The following is a 25,156-nucleotide window of genomic DNA, read 5'->3' on the forward strand; positions in this document are numbered from 1 at the left end:
TCTTGCGCTTGCAAGGTTCCGGTTATACTCTTGCGTGATCAGGGAGAGGAGGGATTCACATGCGCAGATGTGTCATTAGTGATATTCATGGCTGTTACGATGAATTTAATGCACTGCTTAAGCTTGCAGATTATAATCCGCAGCAGGATGAATTGATTTTACTCGGTGATTATGTGGATCGCGGTCCAAGCAGCAAACAGGTCATCGAACAGATTATGCAGCTTCAGCAACAGCACCATATTATGGTGATTAAAGGCAATCATGATGCCATGATGGTCAAGGCGTTAACCCAGGATGTTGAGCAATATGATCAACACTGGATCCGTAATGGTGGTTTACAGACGATGGCAAGTTATCTGGATCTGGAGCTTACTTATGATGAGCAACAGATAGATTGGGAAGCTTATGCTGAAGCCAAAAAGTGGATACGTACCCACTATGAACACCATCTTCGTTTTCTGGAACAGCTTCCGCTGGTGTACGAGATTCCGGGTTATATTTTTGTGCATGCCGGGATCAACCCTGACATTGAGGATTGGAGAAGCCAGTCCGAGCGGGACTTCATTTGGATTCGTGAATCATTCTATTCCAGACCAACGACGATTAGAGAGACGGTCGTATTTGGCCACACCCCCGTGAAGCATTTGCATGATGAGACAGGCATTTGGTTTGACCCGAGCGGAGACAAAATTGGCATTGACGGTGGTTGTGCCTACGGAGCGCAATTGAACCTGCTGGAGATTAGCGAAGACGGCAGTCTACAGACCTTTTTTGTACGACAAGGGCAGAGCGCGGAAGAGCCTGAGATTTAATGTTTTCGTTGCGTATCAGGGTTTCGTATGCTAATTTTATAAGGTTGTACGTTGAATAAATACGATACATATCATATCGACTTGAGGGTAATGAACCAAGTTTGGCTATTTTCCAAAATGACTTACCTGAGAATGATTTGCAATCAATTCGCTGTAAAAGGATTGGAATTAAGCCTTATTAGCGCTATAATCAGTAGGGTATGATTAAAATATGACATGTATTATTCTAAATGAGAATTGACGGAGGGCTATAAATATGGAGAAAGCGTTAATCTTCGGTCACAAAAATCCCGACACGGATACGATCTGTTCGGCAATCGCCTATGCGGATCTCAAAACAAAATTGGGTCAGGACGTTGAAGCTGTGCGTCTCGGCGAAGTCAATGGTGAAACCCAGTTTGCACTGGATCAATTCAAAATTGCAGCACCACGTCTGATTAAAACAGCTGCAAATGAAGTAAACAAAGTTATTCTGGTTGACCACAACGAGCGTCAGCAAAGTGTAAGCGATATTGAGGAAGTGACTGTCGTTGAAGTTATCGACCATCACCGTATTGCTAACTTTGAGACAAGCGGACCTCTGTATTTCCGTGCAGAGCCTGTAGGTTGTACAGCAACCATTTTGAATAAAATGTACAAAGAAAATGGTATCGAAGTGAGTGCGCCGATTGCTGGCCTGATGTTGTCTGCGATTATCTCCGATTCCCTGTTGTTCAAATCCCCGACTTGCACAGAGCAGGACGTAGCTGCTGCGCGTGAACTGGCTGCCATTGCTGGTGTAGATGCAGACAGCTATGGTCTGGACATGCTGAAAGCCGGCGCGGATCTGAGCCAAAAAACAATTGCTGAACTAATTTCCCTGGATGCAAAAGAATTCGTAATGGGTCAATCCAAAGTGGAAATTGCACAGGTTAATGCTGTTGACGTGAATGATGTTCTCGTGAAGCAACCTGAGCTTGAAGCAGCTATTGATGCGATCATTTCCAGCAAAGGTCTCGACTTGTTCGTATTTGTCGTAACTGACATTCTGAACAACGATTCCGTAGCTCTGGCATATGGTACATCCACTAAAGCCGTGGAGAAAGCCTACAATGTGACGCTGTCTGATAGCAGAGCTATCTTGAAAGGCGTAGTATCACGCAAATCACAAATTGTACCGGTTCTGACGGAAGCATTCAACACGCTGTAAATCAAGCCGATTGGCGTATTTGTACGCTGATATGTATTACAAATAAGTAGCAACACCATCCTAGCCTGCTCTGATCCGTAAATGGTCAGGACAGGCTTTTGATGTAGAGGAGGAAGAATCATGATCAAAAATGAAAAGATCAAAGCAGCCGAAGTGCAGCTTACGGGTCTGAATGGTGAAGATCTGGGTGTGATGTCCACGCAGGAAGCACTTCAACTTGCGAAGCAGCATAAAGTAGATCTGGTGTGCTTGTCCTTGATGACGAGTCCACCGCCTTGCAAGCTGATTGCAGCTGGAGCGGCCAAAGCAGAAGCGCAGCAGGCGAAGAAAAAAGCGAGTAAATCCCCCGATAAACGTAAAGTAAAGGAAATTCGATTAAACCTTGCGATGGAGGATCATGACCGGGATACGAAGCAGTCTCAGGCGGAGCGCATTCTGAAGAAGGGTGATTCGGTAAAACTCGTCATCCAGGTGCATGGAGCCAAAGAAGGAGTTGCAGGCAAGGAGTGGGCTGAGCAACTGAGCAAATCGCTGGCTGAATTCGGTAGCAAAACGACAGGTGTTCAGGTAAGTGGTAAACAGGTTGTCGTGCAACTGGACCCGAATGCGTAAACTGCCTGGAGCGATCCTCGATGCAGCACAAAGGTAAGGCGAATTTCGATATAGTAATGATCTTTTGGATGTAAAGAAAGCCCAATGAGGTGGCAGGCTAACTGCTGCTGTATTGGGCTTGTTTGTCATCACTTGGGTTGAGGTATTGTGCGCAATTTAATGCAAAAGCCGTTTCCGTTTCAGTAGTTCAACTGCGTAAATAACGGCTGCCACCAAGTCGTACATATAACTGTCCGGGTAATACAGGCGTAGAACCAGCGGCCATATTATTCTGGCTGTTTTTGGCGAATCGGGATAAATAAAAGAAGTCCGGATAGATCACCATATCCATTAAGTAGGCGGAGACCCGGCTACCTGGAACCCGGAACTGATTCAGGGTACGTATAATCTCTTCGCCGCTTGCAATACCAATGCCATGACCATAATACCAGTTCTCACGAAGCATGAACGTATTCTCTCCCTGCCACTCGGGGGTTTCCGGAGAAACATCCGGATTTTTGAAATACAGCACATCTCCTGGAAGGGCGGTTTCGCTACCGTTTTTTTCGGTTAATCGCAGGTCACTGTCATAATGCCAGTCAAAGAGTAACAGATTTCGAAACAGGGAATTAAAGGCGTCTTCTCGAATGCTTCCCAGCACGCCACCATACAGCACAATAACGGTAGCTGTTGCACATTCAAAGGCATATAAGTGTCCATTCCTCCAGATATCCCGGATACCGTCGGCGGGGGTCACGTTTGATCTTAGCTCAAACCCACCTTCCGCATTACGATTCCAGTAGGCGGGATTACATCTGGATTTTTCAAAGGATGCAAAACTCACACCGCTTCGATCCAGTCCTTCCGCGGCTTCCACGAGAGAGCCCCTCAAGTCCCATTCAAATCGAAGATGATCCATGGATTGGTACACATACCTCGTTGGACGATTCTGGAGTTGCTGTAACCAATACCATTCAAAATCAGACCATTCCGAGCGGTTCAGCTGGACGGGTTGATTAGCAACAATGATCATGATCCATAACCTCCGTTCCTATTCGAATATTCAACATTGTATAATCGGGAGAGCACGGGTATTGTGTAGTATATGACGTGATGTGTTCGAATTGGTATGTACACAATGAAAGTTGTCAGCATTCAAAATTAAAAATGTCGATTCATACAGGGATTTTGTCCGATCTCGTTTATCAATCATGGCATTTGGGGTAGTACTCTATAGATGAAGTTATGTTCAGGTCGATCTATTCATACGGAATACATTCAGATTCTCATAAAGGAGGACATGTAATGTCGAAATCCATTACAGAGAGCCGATCTCTGTTCGAACAATTGTATACGCACGCACCAATCGGCATTGCTGTCGCATCGCATGTAAATGGACGGTGGTTGCAGCTTAATCCTGCATTTTGCGAGATGCTTGCATACAGTGAAGATGAACTGATCGATACTTCGGTCATACATATGATCTACGAAGAAGATCTGCATATGGAGGAATTCCGCAGCAAGTTCTGGGAAATGACTCATGAAACAAGTCCGATGTACGAGACGGAGGTTCGTCTGAAACGAAAGGACGGTTCGTTATTATGGGCAACCATTAGAGCTTGCATTGTTAGGGATGAAACGAATGGTGAGCCCTTGTATTTGCTGGTACAAGCTGCTGATATTACGAAACAAAAAGATGCAGAGGAAATCCTCATTGTGCAACGTAAGCAATTGGAAGAGAGCAGTCGCATCTCTCGCCTGCTGGCGGAGTCTTCACTAGACCTGATTGCAATACATGATGCCGATTCAAGTCGTACATTTAAATATGTATCAAATGCATGTAAAAGCATGTTGGGCTATGAGTTGGAAGAAGTTATAGGTAAGCCGGGAACATTTGTGATCTATCCGGAGGATGTGCCTTTGGTTGAAGCGTACGTAGAAGAGCAGAGAAAGGGTCTGGCTCCCAAACGGCTCAATTATCGCCTGTTACATAAGGATGGATCTACGGTATGGGCAGATACGATTACGCACTATGTATATGACGATTCAGGTGAATTAATAGAGATGGTCGCCGTAACCCGGGATATCACAGCCAGCCAGCAACAACAGTTAAGCATGCAGGAGTACAGATCGTTATTTGACTGTAATCCCCTAGGTGTGGCTTCTCTTGATCTGGAAGGCAATCTGCTGAAAGCCAATATGGGTCAGGAACAGTTGACAGGACACACCAAGGAGGAGCTGCTGAGTCGTCCTTTTGATCACCTCATTGATCCTGTGGATCTGGAGAAGACTCGATATCATTTTGAGGAAACGGTGAAGGGCAATGCACAGAGCTACGAGATAGGCCTAATTCACAAAAATGGGCAGCGAATTGAAACAAATGTGATTAATGTTCCTATTATACTTGAGGACAAAGTTGTTGGGGTCTACGGGATTACCAGTGACATTACAGAGTCCAAACGTTACGTCGAGGAAATCGAGAATCTTAGTTATGAACGGGCATTGATTCTGAATGGCATGTCTGAAGGTGTTATTGGACTGGACCTGGAAGGGAATCTGAACTTTGCCAATCCGGCCGCTGCGGAGATCATGAACTTCTGTCCAAGTGAATTGAATGGCAAACCATTAGAGCAGATGATGATCCAAATGCAGAGCGAAGGCATCCCCTACCCATCCAAGGATACACCAATTCTACAGGCCGTTCGTGAGGGACGAGGTCTGCCGCGTACCGAATCCGTATTCTGGAGACCGGATGGATCCAGTTTCTTGGCGGAGTTCCAATTGAAGCCGATTATGGATCAGGGTAGAACCCGCGGAGCAGTGTTGGTTTTCCGTGATATGACATCTGTTAAGGACATCATACGTGCCAAGGAAGCAGCAGAGCATGCAGACCGGGCAAAGTCCGAGTTTCTCGCCATCATGAGTCATGAGCTTCGTACGCCATTAAACGGCATCATGGGCATGGCCCATCTGTTAATGGAAACCGAACTGGATGATGAACAGAAAGGTTTTGCGGAAATCATGATTGATAGCGGCGAATCCCTTTTGTACATTTTGAACGAAATTTTGGATTTCAGCAAAATCGAAGCAGGCAAAATGGATCTTGAGCGTGCACCTGTAGATATTAAGGCGATGCTGGGTGGGGTGATCGAGCTGTTTGCACTGAAGGCATCAGAGAAAAATATTGAACTCTATTGTGAAATGTCGGATCACATTCCTGAACGCATTCGAGGGGATGAGACACGAATCCGGCAGATTTTGATTAATCTGGTGGGTAATGCTGTTAAATTCACAGAGCAGGGCTGCATTATGGTGAGTGTAGGTGCTGATTTCTCAGATGAGCATGGTCAGGATAAGCTGATGTTGACCTTTAAGGTGAGAGATACGGGGATTGGCATTCCAATAGAAAAGCAGCATCAGTTGTTCCAATCCTTCTCACAGCTTGATCCGGCCATCAATCGCAAGTTTGGCGGGACAGGTCTGGGCCTTGCGATCAGCAAGAAACTGGTGGAGTTAATGGGCGGAGCGATTGGCGTACAGAGTGAGCTCGGTGAGGGGGCAGAATTCCAGTTCACCCTCGTAGTGGAGCGGTGGTTAGAGGAAAGTAATGACCCGATTGAAATCACTGCGAATGATGAACTGCAATTGGATCGAGCTAGTCTTGCCCATGACATCAAAATTTTGATTGCTGAGGATCAAGCGGTCAACAGTCATCTGTTGGAGGAGATGCTGCGCAAGTTTGGCGGAGTATGTGATATCGTTGAGAATGGTGCACAGGCCGTCGATTCATTGAACAAGATTCAATATGATCTGGTGTTTATGGATATTCAAATGCCAGTTATGGATGGGATTGAAGCGACCTGCCACATCAGACAGACCCACCCAGAAATACCGGTTATTGCAGCGATTACAGCTTTTGCAGGCGCCGGTGACCGTGAGGAGTGTCTGAAATGTGGGATGCAGGATTTTATCAGCAAACCGTTTCATTCCACGGAGATTAGCCGCGTACTGAATACATGGGTTCCATATATCCGCTCTCAAAGGGTAACGTAACGAAAAAATAACCTGCACCTTGATATTCAAGGTACAGGTTATTCTGTCATTTACGACCAGCCTCCGATTAACCCGGAGAGAGTCACACATTCGTCATCTTCCAAATCTGCAATCAGAGTGAGTTCTTCGTTGTCTTGTGGATCAACGGAGAATAATTCACGGCGTCCGTCCTCATGCACAATAATGACTAACTGATGGCCGCCCTTTGTATCAAACTGGTACTTAACTCCAATACCAGGTAGTGGGCATTCGCGGATATTCATGAAACCTGTCACCTCTTTAGCTTTGCTTAATAAAAAATTAACCGTTCACACAGTACGGATGTATTCTACTATCCATAACACCGTTTGGCAAGTCACAAATAAAATTGGTGTTAAGAATTAATTTTTTCCGCGATGTGATCTTGCACTATGACGCTGTCTGGCCCGTCTGCGACGAACAAAAAACCAAATGAGCAGAGCAGCGATTAATAATAGACCAATGACTGCGATTATGATGATATTCCGGATATTGGGAACCTGTACAGTCAGATCCAGTTTATTCATCTGGAGGGGTGAAACGTGCCAAATGAGTGTTTTTCCGCCATCCTCTACTTGATCCGCATTGGAATCGGCTGCCTTGATGGGCAAGGACAACTTGAAGTCAAAGTTAACATCTTTTAACAAGAGGTTTTTAAGAAAGCTAGGCACCTTGTTAATCTGATTTTTAATCTCACCATCTGGCATGGACTCCATGAGGTCGGCTTCTGCTGTAATGTGCATCTTGGAAGTGAAGAAGCCGGGTGAAGTTGATTGTTCAACCTTGATCCCTTGTGGTAACTCGGATGTATCAAAGCTGGTCGTATTGTTTTTTTCAAAATGAGTGGTCGCTGTGAGTTGCTTCAGATCGCCCTGTTCCGAAACCTCTGCCTGGAAGTTATTTCGATTCAATGCATCTGCGATCAGAGGCATGAGATTGTCTTGTCCAATCTTTCCAAGAGCGGAGTTCTTTACGTTGAGATTGAGATCCAGATCCGTTGATCCGTCCATATTCACCGTTAGATGGGCTTCTCCATCCGCACAGGCGGTTAAAACAGATAACATAAGGGCTAGTAAAATAGTAAGAAATAGCTGACGTAAGGGGATGCGAGTTGACATGTCTTTCAACCTTTCTGCGTAAAAATCCAAATTCCATTTCATAGAAGTATAGTATACACCGTAAACATGGCGGATGAAACTTCGCACCGTGCAGCCAGGTACGTATGATTTAGTGTGTTCGGGGAAATAATCCATTTATTAAAATTAAAGATTTCGTATTTTTGTCAATGTTCGGTCAATTCAAACGGCGCTTCACCGTGTACACTAGTAGTAGTGTGATGAATATACGGAAGCAGGGAGGTTACATTCATGACATATATCATTATTATGGCCGTTATTATGGTCGTGGGCATGGTCGGAATGGGCTGGTTCTATCAGATTATGGATAAAGACCAAAGCTAGTATTTTTTAAATGTGAAAAGAAGAGAGACAACCTATAAGCTGGCTTCGCTAACGCGAGGCGGGCTTATTTGTGTGGGGAATATTTTTGAGGCACTGACCTTACATAAGTACGTAATATATGTAACCATTCATGTTGTACAATTTGACCGATGGACAAATATTTTTCGTAATTATGGGATTTTTTAGCTGCTCTTTTGTATAATAGGGGGTAGTTTAACTCGGGATACTCCCGAAATTCTGCCAAACAGGAAAGGGTGTACATAAATGAAATTTAGTGAGTATACGTATACACGTCCGAATCTGGAACACATCAAGACATCTTTCCGTAAGCTGTTGAGCGGTTTTGAAGCTGCGGCAACGGTTGAAGAACAGAGTGGGTTCATGGATCAGATTAACGCGCTACGCAGTGATTTTGAGACACAAGCCCAATTGGTCTACATCCGTCATTCCATTGATACCAATGATGAGTTTTACAAGGCGGAGAACGAATTTTTGGATGAGAATGCACCAATTGTACAGGAATACATCACGGATTTTTACCGTGCATTGGTTAACTCCAAATTCCGCAACGAGTTGGAACAAAAATGGGGTTCACAGCTGTTCCAACTGGCGGATCTTTCACTGAAAACATTCAGCCCAGAAATTATTGAAGAACTCCAGAAGGAGAACAAACTTTCCACAGAATACAATCAATTGATCGCATCCGCTAAAATTCCTTTCGAAGGTGAAGAGCGTACGTTGCCACAGCTTCATCCATTTGAACTGTCCACGGATCGCTCCATGCGGGAGCGTGCTTCGGAAGCCAGATACACTTTCATGGCTGAACATGAAGCTGAATTCGATCGCATTTACGATGAACTGGTTAAAGTGCGTACACAAATCGCGAAGAAACTGGGTTATCCAAGCTATGTAGAACTCGGCTATGATCGCATGAACCGCACGGATTACAACGCAGAGATGGTTGCTAACTTCCGGGCACAAGTTCGTGATTATATTGTACCTGTGGCGACCAAGCTCAGAGAGCGCCAGCGTAATCGGATTGATGTGGATACGCTGTATTATTACGATCAGGGATTCAGCTTCAAGACGGGTAACCCGACACCTAAAGGTGACGCGGACTGGATTATCGATAATGGTAAAAAAATGTACGCTGAATTATCACCAGAGACAGATGCATTTTTCCAAATGATGACCGAAAACGAGCTTATGGATCTGGTAAGCAAAAAAGGTAAACAGGGTGGCGGATATTGTACGTTCCTGAACGATTACAAAGTGCCGTTTATCTTCTCCAACTTCAACGGTACATCCGGTGATATTGATGTATTGACACATGAAGCAGGTCATGCTTTCCAGGTGTATGAGAGCCGTGATTTTGCAGTGCCTGAATACAACTGGCCGACATATGAATCGGCTGAGATTCATTCCATGAGTATGGAGTTCTTCACATGGCCGTGGATGCAGTTGTTTTTCAAGGAAGATACGGACAAGTACAAGTTTGATCATCTGTCTTCCGGTCTGTTGTTCATTCCGTATGGTGTAGCTGTGGATGAATTCCAGCATTTTGTGTATGCGAACCCGGATGCAACTCCAACGGAGCGTAAGCAGGCTTGGCGCAACATTGAGAAGACCTATCTGCCACACATCAATTATAAAGATAATGCGTATTTGGAACAAGGTGGCTTCTGGCATAAGCAGGGTCACATTTTCTCATCGCCATTCTATTACATTGACTATACGTTGGCACAAATCTGTGCATTCCAGTTCTGGAAACGCAGCAATGAGGACATGAAGTCCGCATGGGCCGACTATCTGACATTGTGCAAAGCGGGAGGAAGCCTGTCCTTCACCGGATTGGTTGAACTGGCTGGATTGAACTCTCCTTTCGAGGATGGCTGTGTATCCTCCGTAATTGGTGAGATTGAGGCATGGCTTGACGGCGTGAACGATAAGGCGCTGTAAGCCTTCGTAAGGATGCTTTTAGTGTAAGTACCTGCGGTAAGGTATAAGTAGTGGATAAAGCTTTAAGATAGATAAGTAAGACGGCTTGGAGACCTTCGGGTGTCTGGGTCGTCTTTTTCATTACGGGGAAAAATCAACCTCAAGTGTAACATTTATCGGACTCATTGTGATTTATTTCACTATATCTGAAAACGGATTCAGTTACAATGGAGATAGTAAATCAGGGGTTACAGGAGGCTGGTTCAAATGGCAACACATGCATATTATGTTCCGCCCGTGAACTTGATGGGTAGAGGATGTTTACAAGAAGCAGGTCGGATGATTGAACAGATGGGTATCCGCAAGGCGCTGGTTGTAAGTGATCGTCAATTGATTACTTCAGGCGTTGCTGAACAGGTACTGTCTATATTAAGAAAATCAGGGTTAGATTATGTAGTATATGATGAGGTTCAGCCTAATCCAACATGTCAGAATGTACATGATGGACTTCAAGTATTCCAGGATCATGGCTGTGACGCCATTATATCGATAGGCGGAGGTTCACCGCAGGATGCTGCCAAAGGCATTGGTATTGTAGCTACGAACGGTGGGCATATCCGCGAATATGAAGGATTTCATCAATCGAAACATAAGTCCGTGCCACTTGTGGCTGTTAACACAACGGCTGGCACATCAAGCGAGGTGACAATAAACTACGTGATTACAGATGAGGAACGTAAAGTGAAGATGGTGATGGTGGACCGCAATAGTCTGGTCTCCCTGTCGGTTAATGATCCGGAGCTGATGCTCAGCAAACCTGCAAGTCTCACAGCGGCCACAGGAATGGATGCGTTGACACATGCCGTAGAAGCGATGGTTACACCGGGTGGATTTACAGTGACAAGCGCGACAGCTGCAGCAGCTGTTGAACTGATCTTTGAATACTTGCCAAGAGCCGTGAGAGACGGCAGTGATCTGGAAGCGCGGGAACATATGACGTATGCGTGTTTCCTTGGCGGGATTGCTTTTAATAATGCAGGATTAGGTTATGTCCATGCGATGGCGCATCAACTGGGTGGCGTATATGATCTGCCGCATGGTGTGTGCAACGCAATGTTACTCCCCTATGTAGAGGAGCTGAATGCCAAGCATGTACCGGGCAAATTTCGTCATATTGCCAAAGCGATTGGTATGGATGTGAAGGGTAGAAGTGATGAGGAGTGCTCCGATTACGTCATTGAGGCCATACGTCAGCTATCGAAGGAAGTCGGCATTCCTGAGAAACTGTCTGAACTGGGTGTAAAAGATCCCGATGTGGAACTGCTTGCCGATAACGCGATGAAAGATGCCTGTGCACCAGGCAATCCCTATCAACCGTCCAAGGATGAAGTGATGGAGTTGTTCCGCAAAATTATATAGACTGTTTCAGAAACGGATACACCAAAGTACGATCCTGTTGAAGTTAGAGGATCATGGACCAAGCATGGTCAGAAAATAACAGACAAAATGAGCCGGGATCGAAAGTCGGCTTTTTTGTCATGTGAACTCACGCTTTTTACTTATTTTTCCACTTAATGATTGCACAAAAACTAAAGGATTTTGCTTCTCTATTATCGAATACAATATAAATAACAGCGGCACGAGAAAGGGTAATCTTACCTGCAACTTGATGTCGATGTTTTCCAGTCAGATTCCCCAGTCCGTTTCGTGTTTAATGTTAAATAGGAGTAGTCTATTTCATTTGCACGAGCTACACCTTAAGTTCTGCATCTAACATTCACCTCTGTAAGACAGTCAAGCAATTCTACACCAGCATCATCTCTATTTCAGGCTTTACAATCCAAGAAGTTCAACTGCAACAAAGATTCACCGGTTACACATCTGTACAGCAAGCTCCTAATCAAGACAACAGTGTCCACACAACAGAATATCGATTATGGGCTCTGAAATGAATCAGAACGAATGCACGTGGAGGAGGCTGTAATGATGGCGAAAAAAGAAGTTGTAGCGATGCTACTTGCCGGAGGGCAAGGTAAGAGGTTAAAAGGATTGACCAAATCACTGGCTAAGCCGGCTGTGTATTTTGGCGGCACGTACCGAATTATTGATTTTCCGCTGAGTAACTGCTCTAATTCTGGTATTGATACAGTGGGTGTATTGACCCAATATGAACCACTTGTCTTACATTCCTATATTGGCATTGGCAGTGACTGGGATCTGGATCGGAAAAACGGCGGGGTATATGTACTTCCTCCACATGAACGTGAAGACGGTAGCAACTGGTACCGGGGTACAGCGGATGCGATCTTCCGCAATCTGAACTTTATTGAACAATTCGATCCTGAGCATGTGCTCATTCTGTCAGGGGATCATATCTATAAGATGGACTACGAAAAAATGCTCCAGTATCACAAAGATAAAGATGCGGATTGCACCATATCGGTCATTGATGTTTCATTGGAAGAAGCCAGCCGATTCGGGGTGTTGAACACCAATGATGACTATAGCATCTATGAATTTGAAGAAAAACCTCCTGAGCCCAAGAGCACACTCGCTTCCATGGGTATCTATCTCTTCAAGTGGGATGTACTGAAACGTTTCCTGATCCAGGATGAACAACAGGCATCCACCTCCTATGATTTTGGTAAAGATATTATTCCTTTATTGCTTGAAAATGAAAAATCCTTATATGCGTATCCATTTGAAGGTTATTGGAAAGACGTTGGTACCATTCGCAGTCTGTGGGAATCCAATATGGACCTGTTGGACGAAGACACACCGTTTAATCTGAATGATCCGGACTGGCGTATTTTCACACGTAATCCGAACCAACCTGCACAATACATCTCACCTTCGGGTAAGGTACGGAATTGTATTATTAGTGAAGGTACTGTAGTTCATGGTGAGGTCAATCATTCTGTTCTGTTCTACGGAATTGAAGTTGGTGAGAACAGTGCTGTCATCGATTCGGTGATCATGCCAAGAGTGAAAATCGGGCAAAATGTGCGCATTTACCGAGCTATTATCGCAGAAGGATTAGTTATTCCTGATGGAACACAGATTTCGCCTGCACCGGGAGATGAGAGTGATATATTGCTCGTGGATCAGGAAGAACTGGAACGTCAGCTTCGCCAAGGAATAACCAGCAAGGCCTAATTGAAGTTAAAAGGACGGTGCATGCGATGAAACAATTGATCGGAGTTATTAACCTTGACCATGAACTTGAGGAATTGAAGGAATTGACGTATTTTCGCTGCGGAGCCGCGGTGCCTTATGCCGGGCGTTACCGTCTGATCGATTTTGTTCTATCCAATATGATGAATGCAGGCATTGAGAGTATTGGTGTATTTGTACGGCGAAAATATCGCTCGTTGATGGACCATCTTGGTGACGGTAAACCTTGGGATTTGGATCGCAAGCATGGGGGTATGTTTATTTTGCCACCAGACTGGAACGATCCAACAGATACATCACAAGGGGACTTGCAGCATTTCCATAACAATTTAGACTTTTTCCACAGAGGGGCAGGACAATATGTTGTGCATGCGGGCAGTCGCCATGTGACCAAAGCAGACCTCCAGGATGTCTACAGATATCACATCAGTAAGGGAGCGGACGTTACACTGGTCTGCAAAAAAGTAGATCAACTGCTGCCTGAGCATGACGCCTGTGTCAAAGTTGAACATGACGGGGACGGTAACGTGGTGGACATTCACCAAAGCGCTAATCACCCGAATATATATACAGAAATTTTCATCATGGAAAAAGAATTGTTCCTGCGCCAGGTGCAACGCTGCATTGATCATGGCGAGAGCCATTTCTTCCGGGATGTGATTCAAAAAAATCCGGATGGATTGAATATCGCTGCGTATGCATATGATGGCTATCACGCAGTCATCAATTCCATTGACAGTTATTATCGCAACAGTATGGATCTGCTGAACACAGGGCAATATGAACAACTGTTCAAGGAAGATCCGATCCAGACCAAAATTAAATATGAAGCCCCTGCCAAATACCTGGATACCGCCGATGTTAAACATTCACTTCTCGCGAATGGCTGTATCGTAGGTGGAGAGGTGGAGGACAGCATTCTGTTCCGTGGTGTGCAGGTGGCCAAGGGTGCCAAAATAAAAGGTTCCATCATCATGCAGAAATGTTACATTGGTGAGGGGACGGTCCTTGAGAATGTCATTCTCGATAAAGACGTGAGGCTGACCGGAGGACAGACGCTGATCGGCGACCCGTCGAATCCATACATTTTAGCGAAAAGTACTATTATCTAATGCCCACACGTAACCGATATCTTCTATAAATATATATAAAATAAAAATCCTGTAGGATGGATTTAAGGTTCATGGACGAAAGTTGTTTGATAAAGAGCTAGGCAGTAAGTGAAGGGGACGAAATCGATTCTGAAGAAGCATAGCGGTCGCCTTTATCACTGTATTTTCACATCTAAATAATAAAATCAAAAAATACAGGGATAACAGCGATCAAAAGAACGATTCGTAACCGTAACGGGCGCATGCTCAAACCAAAATGTTGAGTGTATGAACCGCCACCATCCTACAGGATTTCCCCGGGAGGAACCTACTTTTGTTTGACAACAAGGAAACGTTCAAGAGTATCTTTACACGGAATCTGGTCAGCAAATTGGGCAAACCGATTGAAGAAGCAACACAGGAAGACGTGTACCATGTACTGGGAAGCATGATCCGTGAATATGCAGGCCAGGATTGGGCAGCGTCGAATCAGGGGTTCAAGCAGCGCCAGGATAAACAGGTCTATTACTTCTCGCTGGAATTCCTGATTGGACGTCTGCTCGGCAACAATCTGTTGAATGTGAATGAATTGGAATTGGTGCGTGACAGTTTAGCTGAGCTGGGCTTCTCCTTGGAAGAGATAGAAGAACAGGAGGCGGATGCAGGACTCGGTAACGGAGGTCTGGGACGACTCGCTGCCTGTTTCCTGGATTCACTCGCATCACTACGATATGCAGGACATGGTTGCGGGATTCGATATAAATACGGGTTGTTCGAGCAAAAAATCATCAATGGTAATCAGGTAGAGTTACCCGACAATTGGCTGGATAAGGGCAATGAATGGGAAGTCCGCCGTCCAGACAAAAAGGTGGAAGTACAGTTCTGGGGCCGGGTAGAAGCTCATGAGCAGGATGGAGAATATCAGTTTGTTACAAAAGATGCCGAATCGGTTGTCGCCATTCCCTATGACGTGCCTGTCATCGGTTATGGTCAAACCCATGTGAACACATTGCGTCTATGGAGTGCCGAGCCAAAGCGCGAGACTTCACTCGACACCCCTTCGAACTACTATGGTTATCTGGATTATAGTCGTTCGGTTGAATCGATCTCGGAGTTTCTATATCCGGACGACTCCCAGTATGAAGGAAAGTTGCTGCGATTGAAGCAGCAGTACTTCATGTGTTCAGCAGGTGTACAGAGCGCTTTGCGTACGTTCAACAAGCTGGAGCTACCATATGATCGTTTGCCTGATAAAGTGGCCTTCCACATTAATGACACACATCCAACCTTGGTTATTCCAGAACTGATGCGCATCCTTATTGATGTGAAGGGTTACGGCTGGGATGAAGCATGGGATATCACAACCCGCACTGTATCGTATACCAATCATACAACGCTTAGTGAGGCTCTTGAGAAATGGCCTGTATCCATGATCAGCAGGCTGCTGCCACGAATCTACATGATCATTGAAGAGATCAACAAACGTTTCTGTGGCATGCTGCTGGACCGGTATCAGGGAGATCAGGATCGCATAGGGCATTTGGCTATTGTTGCAAACGATCAGGTACGGATGGCACATCTGGCGATTGTAGGCAGTCATAGCGTGAATGGTGTTGCTGCTTTGCACACCGAGATTTTGAAAGAGCGCGAGATGGCTCCGTTCTATGAACTGTATCCAGAGCGTTTCAATAACAAAACGAATGGTATCACCCATCGCCGCTGGTTGATGCATGCCAATCCGAAACTGTCGGATCTCATCACGGATACAATCGGTAACGAATGGATAACAGAGCCGGGCAAGCTGGACCAGTTGGCTGGTTTTGCGGATAATACATCATTTCAGGAGCAGTTCCGTTTGATTAAGCGGGATAACAAAGAGCGGCTTGCTGCGTATATTCTGGATCATACCGGGACAGCAGTGAATCCGGATTCCATCTTTGATGTACAGGTGAAGAGACTACACGGGTACAAACGTCAACTGTTGAACATTCTGCATGTTATGCATCTGTATAACCGGCTTAAGAATGATGCTTCGTTTGATATGGTGCCACGTACGTTCATCTTTGGTGCCAAGGCAGCGCCGAGTTATTATTTTGCCAAGAAAATTATCAAACTGATCAACAACGTGGCTGACACAGTAAATCGGGATACAGCGGTGAATGACCGCTTGAAGGTATTTTTCCTCGAAAATTATTCCGTCTCTCTTGCAGAGAAGATCATTCCCGCTGCGGATGTTAGTGAACAGATCTCAACCGCAGGTAAGGAAGCTTCCGGTACGGGCAACATGAAATTTATGATGAACGGTGCTTTAACGATTGGCACGATGGATGGAGCCAACGTGGAGATGGCGGAGCAGGTTGGGGAAGAAAATATGTTCATCTATGGTCTGCGTGCAGACGAAGTACTTGAGTATTATCGTTCCGGTAGCTATCGTCCGAATGAGATTGTGCAGCACGATGAACGCATTCGCGAGGTCGTAGAGCAACTGGTACATCCAGGCGCATTCTGTTATCGTGACGGAGAATTCTGGGATATCTATGACTCGTTGCTGGCTCACGGTGACGAATACTTTGTATTGCGTGATTTTGCTGCTTATGCTGACGCGCATGCTGCCATTGACCAGGCGTATCGGGATATTCCCGGCTGGACTCGGAAAGCGATATTAAACACGGCACATTCCGGCATATTCTCCAGTGATCGTACCATTAGTGAGTATGCGACAGATATCTGGGGTATTCATCCCGTGTCCGGGAACTGGAAAGGTTAAGAATAGATTGTTAAACAAACAAGTCCCCTTGTTCACAAGAGCTATCTCTGCTGGTAAATCAACCAGCGTAGAGAGCATCTCCTTGTAGAACAAGGGGATTTTGGCATAGAGTGTATCATAGTGTCATTCAACATGATGAGAAGTGCAACTCACATATTTCCATCATACAAGTTCGCACACAAAATCAAAAAAAAGATCTGGATCTCAGTCATACTACATAAGAAATCGTTTGATATTTTGAATTAGATAGGGGAGCTGTCACTATGGATCATTACACACGAATTCAGCTTGCTATTGAGTATTTGGAGCAGCATTTGCAAGATGATTTTAATATCAGAGAGACGTCCGCTGCTGCGAGCTTTTCGGCGTTTCATTTTCAGCGTTTATTCCAGGCAATCACGGGATTCACGGTACTGGAATACGTGCGCAGACGCAGATTAACGGAGGCTGCTGGGATGCTTCGGGGCACATCGGAAGGCATATTGGACATTGCGATGAGCTTTGGCTATCAATCTCAAGAGGCATTTACCCGTGCATTTTCAGCCTACTTTGGAATGACACCCGCGAAGCTGCGCAAGCTGGAAGCGGATCAGTTGTCTTTTTTGAAGATGCAACAGAGCATTGATTTTAATGATTATCGAACTTCGCTTGGTGGAACATTCCACATGAACACACCCCGTCTAGTCACATTGGAAACGAACTGGATTGTCGGCTATGAATATAAGACCAACCTGAATGACAATCAGCATTATGCTGAAATACCCGGATTTTATCACGATTTTGGCATGGAACAGAAATTCATGGCGATCCCGGAGAGGACACGCCCTGATATGGCTTACGGTGTGGCCTGTCATTTTGAAGAGGATGGAGCATTTTCTTTTATTGTGGGTGAAGAAAGCAGTGGAGCATCACAGGTACTTGAACCCGGTTTTACTTCGATTGAAATTCCGGGCGGCTTCTATGCAGAGTTCACCGTGGAAGGCTCCGGGCAGGATATTCGGAAAATGATCTATGGCAGCTGGCTGCCGCAGTCTAACTATGAACGGAGGGAAGGGCCTGACTTTGAAGTGACGGATGTCTGGAAATCGACCCCTGAACAACTGGACATGAAGATCTATATCCCGTTAAAATAGACCTTACCGCTTCGCGGAATTCAAGGTCGGAGGACGGATGAATGAGCGAAAAGTCATGGCTTCACTCCAAGTGGATGCTGACCATTGTTGCTTGCATGGCAGCGCTCTACATACTGATTATGGGCATTTTACTGTTTGTCAGTGGACGAACACCAGGCATGTATTATCAATATAATCTCGTACCCTTCGAGACGATTCGTCCACTTCTTATGGAGAGGGAGAGGTACAATACAGATACCTGGGTCAAAAACCTGTTTGGCAATATCGTATTGTTCATTCCGCTGGGCATCTGGATTCCATGGTTGTTTCGGAGGTGTCGTACGTTCCTGACCTTTACATCTACAGTTGTTTTGCTTCTGCTGGGTGTTGAGGTCACACAATTGATTACACGTGTAGGTTCGTTTGATGTGGATGACATTATTCTGAACACGATCGGTGCCTGGATAGGTTACGCCGGATATAAGTTAATTTTATGTTCACGAAGAAGGACTCGGAAATGAGCCGCAGAGCGCGGCCATGACCGGGTCTTTTTGCATAAGATACCTTTCAAATGTTTACAAGGGAATCTTTTCGGATAAAACATATTAACGGCTTAATACAGTGAGCAGAGATTATATATATAAATTGAACTAAACATTTACACGAAACGGAGAGGACAGAAATAACCTGAGGAAGCGAAAGCGTTCGCCTTTATCCCCGGATTTTCCCCTTATAAGGGGAATTCATAAAATCTGGGGATAACAGCGATCGGAAGGTTGTTCTGTCATCGGAGTGTCCAGTGTAAATATTCTTAGTTCAAATTATATAGTGGACAAAGATGAGAGCGAGGTGGGCGATATCGTTTGGTGGAAAGAGAGTGTGGTATACCAGATTTACCCGAGCAGCTTTAAGGATTCGGACGGGGATGGATATGGCGACTTGCAGGGAATCTATGAGAAACTCGATTATTTGGAGAATTTGGGCGTAGATGTGATCTGGCTCTGTCCCATCTACGATTCACCAGGACATGATAACGGATATGATATCCGGGACTACTACGGCATTTTACGCAAGTATGGCACGATGGAGGATTTTGATCGATTATTGGCAGAGGCACACAAGCGTGGCCTCAAGATCATGATGGACCTGGTGCTGAATCATACGTCAGATGAACATGCTTGGTTTGCTGAATCGCGTTCATCAAAGATGAATCCGAAGCGGGATTATTATATTTGGCGTTCAGGCAAAAATGGGCAGGTGCCAAATAATTGGGAGTCCTATTTTGGAGGTTCGGTGTGGAAGCATGATCCCGAGACGAATGAATATTATCTGCATCTGTATTCCGAACAGCAACCGGATCTTAACTGGAACAATGAACAGATGGCAGAAGAGATGTATGAGATGGTGCATTGGTGGCTGGAAAAAGGGGTAGACGGATTCCGTTTTGATGCAGTAGCGCATATCGCCAAGGCAGAGGGTCTGCCAAGTGCCCACAATCCGGATAATCTGCCGGTAGTTCCAGCGTATCAGCTCTTTTCCAACCTGGAACAGGTACACTCCATCCTGAAGAGACTGAATAACATGATTTTGAAACCTTATGGACCCATGACGGTTGGCGAGACTTCGGGACTTGGGCCTGAGCAGGCGCTGGCTTATGTGGGAACGGATCGTGACGAGCTTAATATGGTATTCCAGTTTGAGCATATGTTCGTCGATGCCAAATCTTCCGGCATTGGTAAATGGAACTATAAGGAATGGAAATTGACAGATCTCAAAGAAATCATGAGCCGGTGGCAAACGGTTTTGCATGGTAGAGGCTGGAACGCCAATTATATGGGGAACCATGATCAGCCACGTCCGGTTTCCCGTTTTGGTGATGATGGTAAATATCGGGTGCGTTCCGCTCAGATGCTGGCGACATGGATGCTTACACTCGAAGGGACCCCCTACATCTACCAAGGAGAAGAGATCGGCATGACCAATGTCGCTTTCCCGAATATCGAACAATACCGGGATATCGAGACCAAAAATTATTTCAATCATTACATTGGTCAAGGTAAGTCGAAGCATGAAGTCATGCAGGCAATCTGGCTGAAGAGTCGCGATAATGCCCGCACGCCGATGCAATGGGATGAGACGGAACACGCAGGTTTTACCCAGGGTCAGCCGTGGATTCAGGTGAATGATAATTATCCTGAGATTAATGTGGCTGATGCCGAAAGTGATCCGCAATCCATTTTGCATTATTACCGTAAGTTAATTACGCTTCGCAAACAACATAAAGTGCTTATCTATGGTGCGTATGAATTGCTGTTGCCGGATGATCCGGATATCTATGCCTATACACGAACGCTGGATGATGAGCAGATGCTGGTCATTCTGAATTTCCGTGGGCAAGAACCTGAGATGCACTGGCCGGAAGGCTGGGATTCTGAGCATGCCAAGCTGATCATCAGCAATGTAAGCAGACGTTATTCTACCGATGAAGGTGCCATTCAGCTTCAGCCGTATGAAGCAAGGGTATATCGTAAGCAGCGGTGACACGGAGGCTAGCGTAATTTTGCGTTGGTGAAGAGCTATGATTTATAATAAATAGTGGTTTCAAAATAATCAAATCATATGTCGGGAGGAATCCAAGTTGTTGAATATTACGTTCCACGGTCACTCCAGTGTACAGCTGGGCACAGAAGAAAAGTCTCTGATCATTGATCCCTTCATGCGTGGCAACGAACTTGCCGTCACGAAGCCTGAAGATATTAAGACAGATGTTGTGTTGCTGACACATGCACATATGGATCACATCCTCGATGCTGAACCTATTGCCAAAGCGAATAACGCCAAAGTTGTGGCTATTGTGGAATTGGCTACATATATGTCTTGGAAAGGTCTGGATACACTCGGCATGAACATGGGCGGAACGGTAGATCTTGATTTTGCTCAAGCTAAAATGATTCAGGCGTTCCACACTTCCGGGATTGTGCTCGAAGAAGAACAACGGATCATGTATGCAGGTTTGCCTGCTGGATATATCATTACTATTGGTGGTAAAACGATTTTGCATGCCGGAGACACAAGTCTCTTCGGGGATATGAAAATGATCGGTGATCGTCATGATATTGATGTAGCTTTCTTGCCGATTGGTGGATATTTCACCATGGGACCTGAGGATGCGTTGCAAGCGGCCGAATGGTTTAATGCCAAACTGACGATTCCGGTTCATTATGATACATTCCCGGTGATTCGTCAGGATGCAGAACACTTCGTGCAACAACTGGCTGCAAAAGGGTTGGAAGGCCGTGTGCTGGCCCCGGGAGAATCTATTACCCTGTGATGCACATTTAACCCCTGTTCAATAATAAATGGATTTATGGATAAAGACGAATATCACGTCAAGATAACTGACGCGATATTCGTCTTTTTTCGGTTTCAGGTTCAATTTTCGCCGATAGAGTTGGTACAAATGACAAAAACATTGAAATTCCATTGTTGAACTCCTGTTTAGAATGATATAAAAAGTTACACGGAAACCAAACGGAAATCCGAATTGACCGCAAACAGGGGGAGCGTTCATGTCATTTATGAAATCATTATTTTTTCAAATTATTGTAGCGGTAATCATCGGGATTGGCGTAGGCATTCTGTGGCCGGATCTGGGTAGCCTGCTGCAACCGCTCGGAACAGGTTTCATCAAATTGATCAAGATGATCATCGCACCACTGATTTTCATGGTGATTGTGACAGGTATTGCCAAGATCGGTGATCTGAAGTCGGTAGGTCGCATCGGACTGAAAGCCATCGTGTGGTTCGAGATTGCAACTACAGTTGCGCTGGTACTTGGATTGGGAACAGCTAATCTGCTTCGCCCCGGTGCCGGAATGAACGTGGACCCTTCAACCATAGACGCAAGTGGCATTGAAGCGAAAACCAATGGTTCCGAGTTACCGCATACGGTAGACTTTATCATGAATATTATTCCGACAAGTGTTGTAGATGCCTTTGCACAAAATGCACTTCTGCAAGTATTGCTCGTGGCATGCCTATTCGGGGTTGCGCTGGCAGCAACGGAGAGTAAGGCAAAAGAGAATGTACTGACGCTGATTGAGAACTTGCTCGGCATTGTGTTCCGCATCATCGGTTATATCATGAAACTCGCGCCGATTGGTGCATTTGGAGCCATGGCCTACACGGTAGGTGCCTATGGGGCATCCACATTGTCGTCCTTTGGTCTGCTGATTCTGGCATGTTACGGCGCAGCGCTGCTGTTTCTGGTCATGCTGGCATTGGCTGCCTGGTGGATTACCGGGCTGAATTTCCTGCAATTTGTGAAATATACCCGTTCTGAAGTGATGCTGGCGATTGGAACCGGATCATCAGAAGTGGTGATGCCACGCATGATGGACAAGCTAACCAAGGCGGGATGTGATCGTGCGGTTGTGGGGCTTGTAGTGCCGACGGGGTACTCGTTTAATCTGGATGGCGCTTCAATCTATTTATCGTTGGCCACGGTTTTTGTTGCTCAGGCCGTAGGGATTGAACTGACATTGATGCAGCAAATTACGATTTTGCTGGTGTTGATGTTAAGTTCCAAAGGCATGGCAGGAGTACCTGGCTCCGCATTCTTGGCCCTGTCCGCAACGGCAGTAGCTGTTAATGCTTTTCCGGTAGCAGCGGTTGCTCTGCTGCTTGGTGCAGATCGTTTCATGGATACAATGCGTGTCTTCACAAACTTGATGGGCAACTGTGTCGCAGCATTTGTGGTGGCAAAATGGGAAGGTCTGCTGGATCAAAAGCGAATGCGTGCCGTACTCTCTGGTGAGATCAGTGCTGCTGAACTGGAAAGGGAAGAACAAGCTGCACTATCTCTATTGAAGTTGAATATGCAGGAAAAACAAGGGAAAGCCGTTGTTTCACCGGAGATGTCGTAAGAGGCGTTTTTGAAAATTTCAACCAAGTTCAACCCAATTAGACCGTCTGTTGCCCGCACCAATGGTGGGAAGAACAGACGGTTTCTTGTTGTCCCAATACAGATATCATTGGGTTCACGAACGCAGGCTCCAAAATAAATGTTACAGAGGAAAGATTTATGGGGAATGTGTAGAAGAGGCGAAGAATATACATATTATAGTTTCAACTTGTATATACATGTTTACTTATGTAATATAGATATGAAGTTAACCGAGAACATCACATGAGAGCATTACAATTTATTGGAGGCGTTAACATGAGTTCTAATAACACAACTCCGTCATCTTGGTGGAAGACATCAACGGTGTATCAGGTATATCCGAAGAGTTTTAATGATACAACCGGATCGGGTACGGGAGATATTCGTGGATTAACCGGGAAGCTTGATTATTTGCAGCATCTGGGTATCGATATTGTGTGGTTGCAGCCGGTATATGTATCCCCGCAGCATGATAATGGGTATGACGTAGCGGACTATTATCGGATTAATCCGGATTATGGGACGATGGAGGATTTTGACGAACTGCTGAAAGGTCTGAAGGCTCGTGATATGAAACTGATGATTGATATCGTGGTGAATCACTCCTCGACCGATCATGAGTGGTTCCAGCAATCCCGTTCTTCCAAGGATAATCCGTATCGGGATTATTATATTTGGAAAGATCCTGCCCCGGATGGCGGTGTGCCGAACAACTGGCAATCCAAGTTCGGCGGACCTGCTTGGCAGTATGATGAACAGACGGGACAATATTTCCTGACTTTATTTGATAAAACGCAGGCAGATCTGAATTGGGAGAATGAAGAAGTACGCAAAGCTGTGCGGGATATGATCAAGTTCTGGGCGGATAAGGGTGTGGATGGTTTCCGTATGGACGTGATCAACCTGATCTCCAAAGACCAGCGTTTCCCTGATGATGATGGCAGCGTGTCACCGGGTGATGGACGCAAATATTACACGGATGGACCACGTGTGCATGAGTACATCACCGAGATGTATGATGAAGTATTCGGGCCTCACAACATGGTGACTGTAGGGGAAATGTCCTCCACAACACTGGAACATTGTATCCAATATTCGAACCCGGCTTCCCGGGAGTTTTCGATGACGTTTAACTTCCATCACCTGAAAGTGGATTATCCGAATGGTCAGAAGTGGGAACTGATGCCGTATGATTTCGAAGCGATGAAGCAGCTCTTCAGTGAGTGGCAAACTGGCATGCAGGCCGGTGGAGGTTGGAATGCGCTGTTCCTTAATAACCATGATCAGCCGCGGGCACTATCCCGATTCGCCGACGATGGTGATTATCGTGCCGAAAGTGCGAAGATGCTTGCAACAACGATACACGGCATGCAAGGTACACCTTATGTCTACCAGGGTGAAGAGATCGGCATGCCGAATCCGGTCTGGAATGACGTTAGCGAGTTCCGCGATATCGAATCAACGAACATGTACCGCCTGCTTCAGGAAGAACGAGGTAAATCCGCTGAAGAAGCTTTCAACATTGTAAAAGAGCGTTCCCGGGACAACTCCCGCACACCGATGCAGTGGAATGGAAGTAAAAACGCCGGATTTACTACCGGAACACCTTGGCTGAAGGTGGATGAGCGGTATCCTTCCATTCACGTGGAACAGCAGCTGGCTGATCCAGATTCGATCTACTACCACTACCGCAAATTAATTGCCCTGCGTAAACAGGTTAACGTGCTGACCGACGGTCTGTATGAACGATTGGACGATGCACACCCGAATGTATTCGCGTACGCACGGACCAATGGAAGTGAAACTCTGATTGTTGTATCCAACTTCAGTAAACGAGACGTCACGTTCTCGCTTCCGGAAGCGGTCTGGAATGATCACATTGCAGGCAAATCAGCAGAGTTACTCATAGGAAATACGGAGGCAGCCCCTGCGCTGACGCAGGAAATCTCTCTCAGTCCGTATGCATCCTATATGTGGCTTGTGCCACAACAGGACTAATCACATTT

Annotated in this window: 18 protein-coding genes; 15 read left to right on the plus strand and 3 right to left on the minus strand. The window is 45.6% G+C overall.

Annotation, left to right across the window (positions count from 1 at the left end):
* Positions 1–59: 59 nt before the first annotated feature.
* The 3 genes from MKY44_RS11170 (at position 60) to infC (ending at position 2,613) form a co-directional block, all read left to right on the plus strand.
* On the plus strand, positions 60–812 hold the full coding sequence (locus MKY44_RS11170) for a metallophosphoesterase family protein (protein WP_100528824.1): 753 nt from the start codon (positions 60–62) through the stop codon (positions 810–812).
* Between the two features lie 256 nt (positions 813–1,068).
* Complete coding sequence (locus tag MKY44_RS11175) at positions 1,069–2,001, plus strand: manganese-dependent inorganic pyrophosphatase (RefSeq protein ID WP_017688903.1); 933 nt, start codon at positions 1,069–1,071, stop codon at positions 1,999–2,001.
* 120 nt (positions 2,002–2,121) lie between these two features.
* Positions 2,122–2,613, plus strand: coding sequence for a translation initiation factor IF-3 (gene infC, locus MKY44_RS11180; protein WP_341007090.1), 492 nt, complete (start codon positions 2,122–2,124; stop codon positions 2,611–2,613).
* Between the two features lie 187 nt (positions 2,614–2,800).
* On the opposite strand, the gene MKY44_RS11185 is transcribed toward infC, so the two are convergent.
* Complete coding sequence (locus MKY44_RS11185; protein WP_341007091.1) at positions 2,801–3,625, minus strand: protein-glutamine gamma-glutamyltransferase; 825 nt, start codon at positions 3,623–3,625, stop codon at positions 2,801–2,803.
* 272 nt (positions 3,626–3,897) lie between these two features.
* Between MKY44_RS11185 and MKY44_RS11190 the strand changes: the two genes are divergently transcribed.
* Entirely contained in the window at positions 3,898–6,645 is a 2,748-nt protein-coding gene (locus tag MKY44_RS11190; RefSeq protein WP_341007092.1) for a PAS domain-containing hybrid sensor histidine kinase/response regulator, read from the plus strand.
* A gap of 50 nt (positions 6,646–6,695) precedes the next feature.
* Here the strand turns inward: MKY44_RS11190 and MKY44_RS11195 are convergent, their stop codons facing one another.
* On the minus strand, positions 6,696–6,908 hold the full coding sequence (locus MKY44_RS11195) for a hypothetical protein (RefSeq protein ID WP_017688899.1): 213 nt from the start codon (positions 6,906–6,908) through the stop codon (positions 6,696–6,698).
* 117 nt (positions 6,909–7,025) lie between these two features.
* Entirely contained in the window at positions 7,026–7,781 is a 756-nt protein-coding gene (locus tag MKY44_RS11200) for a hypothetical protein (RefSeq protein ID WP_341007093.1), read from the minus strand.
* A 606-nt stretch (positions 7,782–8,387) separates the two neighbouring features.
* Here MKY44_RS11200 and MKY44_RS11205 point away from each other — a divergent pair.
* From MKY44_RS11205 to treC, 11 genes are all read left to right on the plus strand, one after another.
* On the plus strand, positions 8,388–10,082 hold the full coding sequence (locus tag MKY44_RS11205) for a M3 family oligoendopeptidase (protein WP_341007094.1): 1,695 nt from the start codon (positions 8,388–8,390) through the stop codon (positions 10,080–10,082).
* A 246-nt stretch (positions 10,083–10,328) separates the two neighbouring features.
* Positions 10,329–11,480, plus strand: coding sequence for an iron-containing alcohol dehydrogenase (locus tag MKY44_RS11210; protein ID WP_341007095.1), 1,152 nt, complete (start codon positions 10,329–10,331; stop codon positions 11,478–11,480).
* Between the two features lie 567 nt (positions 11,481–12,047).
* Positions 12,048–13,217, plus strand: coding sequence for a glucose-1-phosphate adenylyltransferase (locus tag MKY44_RS11215; protein ID WP_341009828.1), 1,170 nt, complete (start codon positions 12,048–12,050; stop codon positions 13,215–13,217).
* Positions 13,218–13,243: 26 nt separating this feature from the next.
* Positions 13,244–14,347: a glucose-1-phosphate adenylyltransferase subunit GlgD gene (glgD, locus tag MKY44_RS11220; RefSeq protein WP_341007096.1), complete on the plus strand. Its 1,104-nt coding sequence runs from the start codon at positions 13,244–13,246 to the stop codon at positions 14,345–14,347.
* Between the two features lie 313 nt (positions 14,348–14,660).
* On the plus strand, positions 14,661–17,093 hold the full coding sequence (locus MKY44_RS11225) for a glycogen/starch/alpha-glucan phosphorylase (RefSeq protein WP_341007097.1): 2,433 nt from the start codon (positions 14,661–14,663) through the stop codon (positions 17,091–17,093).
* Positions 17,094–17,356: 263 nt separating this feature from the next.
* The gene (locus tag MKY44_RS11230) at positions 17,357–18,226 is read left to right on the plus strand and encodes an effector binding domain-containing protein (RefSeq protein WP_341007098.1); all 870 of its coding nucleotides are present in this window, start codon (positions 17,357–17,359) and stop codon (positions 18,224–18,226) included.
* A gap of 41 nt (positions 18,227–18,267) precedes the next feature.
* Positions 18,268–18,726: a VanZ family protein gene (locus tag MKY44_RS11235; protein ID WP_341007099.1), complete on the plus strand. Its 459-nt coding sequence runs from the start codon at positions 18,268–18,270 to the stop codon at positions 18,724–18,726.
* Between the two features lie 328 nt (positions 18,727–19,054).
* Positions 19,055–20,746, plus strand: coding sequence for a glycoside hydrolase family 13 protein (locus MKY44_RS11240; RefSeq protein ID WP_341007100.1), 1,692 nt, complete (start codon positions 19,055–19,057; stop codon positions 20,744–20,746).
* Positions 20,747–20,843: 97 nt separating this feature from the next.
* Complete coding sequence (locus tag MKY44_RS11245) at positions 20,844–21,536, plus strand: metal-dependent hydrolase (protein WP_341007101.1); 693 nt, start codon at positions 20,844–20,846, stop codon at positions 21,534–21,536.
* 238 nt (positions 21,537–21,774) lie between these two features.
* Entirely contained in the window at positions 21,775–23,130 is a 1,356-nt protein-coding gene (gene dctA, locus MKY44_RS11250) for a C4-dicarboxylate transporter DctA (protein ID WP_036670619.1), read from the plus strand.
* 296 nt (positions 23,131–23,426) lie between these two features.
* Positions 23,427–25,148, plus strand: a complete 1,722-nt coding sequence (gene treC / locus MKY44_RS11255) for an alpha,alpha-phosphotrehalase (protein ID WP_341007102.1) — start codon at positions 23,427–23,429, stop codon at positions 25,146–25,148.
* Positions 25,149–25,156: the final 8 nt, after the last annotated feature.

This window comes from Paenibacillus sp. FSL R7-0026, from assembly GCF_038004485.1.
Taxonomy (GTDB): Bacteria; Bacillota; Bacilli; order Paenibacillales; family Paenibacillaceae; genus Paenibacillus; species Paenibacillus xylanexedens_A.

Coding starts and splice junctions, on each gene's coding strand:
- MKY44_RS11235 (WP_341007099.1), top strand. CDS start 18,268: ATGAGCGAAAAGTCATGGCTTCACTCCAAGTGGATGCTGACCATTGTT.
- treC (WP_341007102.1), top strand. CDS start 23,427: ATGAGTTCTAATAACACAACTCCGTCATCTTGGTGGAAGACATCAACG.
- MKY44_RS11205 (WP_341007094.1), top strand. CDS start 8,388: ATGAAATTTAGTGAGTATACGTATACACGTCCGAATCTGGAACACATC.
- MKY44_RS11210 (WP_341007095.1), top strand. CDS start 10,329: ATGGCAACACATGCATATTATGTTCCGCCCGTGAACTTGATGGGTAGA.
- MKY44_RS11190 (WP_341007092.1), top strand. CDS start 3,898: ATGTCGAAATCCATTACAGAGAGCCGATCTCTGTTCGAACAATTGTAT.
- dctA (WP_036670619.1), top strand. CDS start 21,775: ATGTCATTTATGAAATCATTATTTTTTCAAATTATTGTAGCGGTAATC.
- MKY44_RS11215 (WP_341009828.1), top strand. CDS start 12,048: ATGGCGAAAAAAGAAGTTGTAGCGATGCTACTTGCCGGAGGGCAAGGT.
- MKY44_RS11175 (WP_017688903.1), top strand. CDS start 1,069: ATGGAGAAAGCGTTAATCTTCGGTCACAAAAATCCCGACACGGATACG.
- glgD (WP_341007096.1), top strand. CDS start 13,244: ATGAAACAATTGATCGGAGTTATTAACCTTGACCATGAACTTGAGGAA.
- MKY44_RS11170 (WP_100528824.1), top strand. CDS start 60: ATGCGCAGATGTGTCATTAGTGATATTCATGGCTGTTACGATGAATTT.
- MKY44_RS11195 (WP_017688899.1), bottom strand. CDS start 6,908: ATGAATATCCGCGAATGCCCACTACCTGGTATTGGAGTTAAGTACCAG.
- MKY44_RS11200 (WP_341007093.1), bottom strand. CDS start 7,781: ATGTCAACTCGCATCCCCTTACGTCAGCTATTTCTTACTATTTTACTA.
- MKY44_RS11185 (WP_341007091.1), bottom strand. CDS start 3,625: ATGATCATTGTTGCTAATCAACCCGTCCAGCTGAACCGCTCGGAATGG.
- infC (WP_341007090.1), top strand. CDS start 2,122: ATGATCAAAAATGAAAAGATCAAAGCAGCCGAAGTGCAGCTTACGGGT.
- MKY44_RS11230 (WP_341007098.1), top strand. CDS start 17,357: ATGGATCATTACACACGAATTCAGCTTGCTATTGAGTATTTGGAGCAG.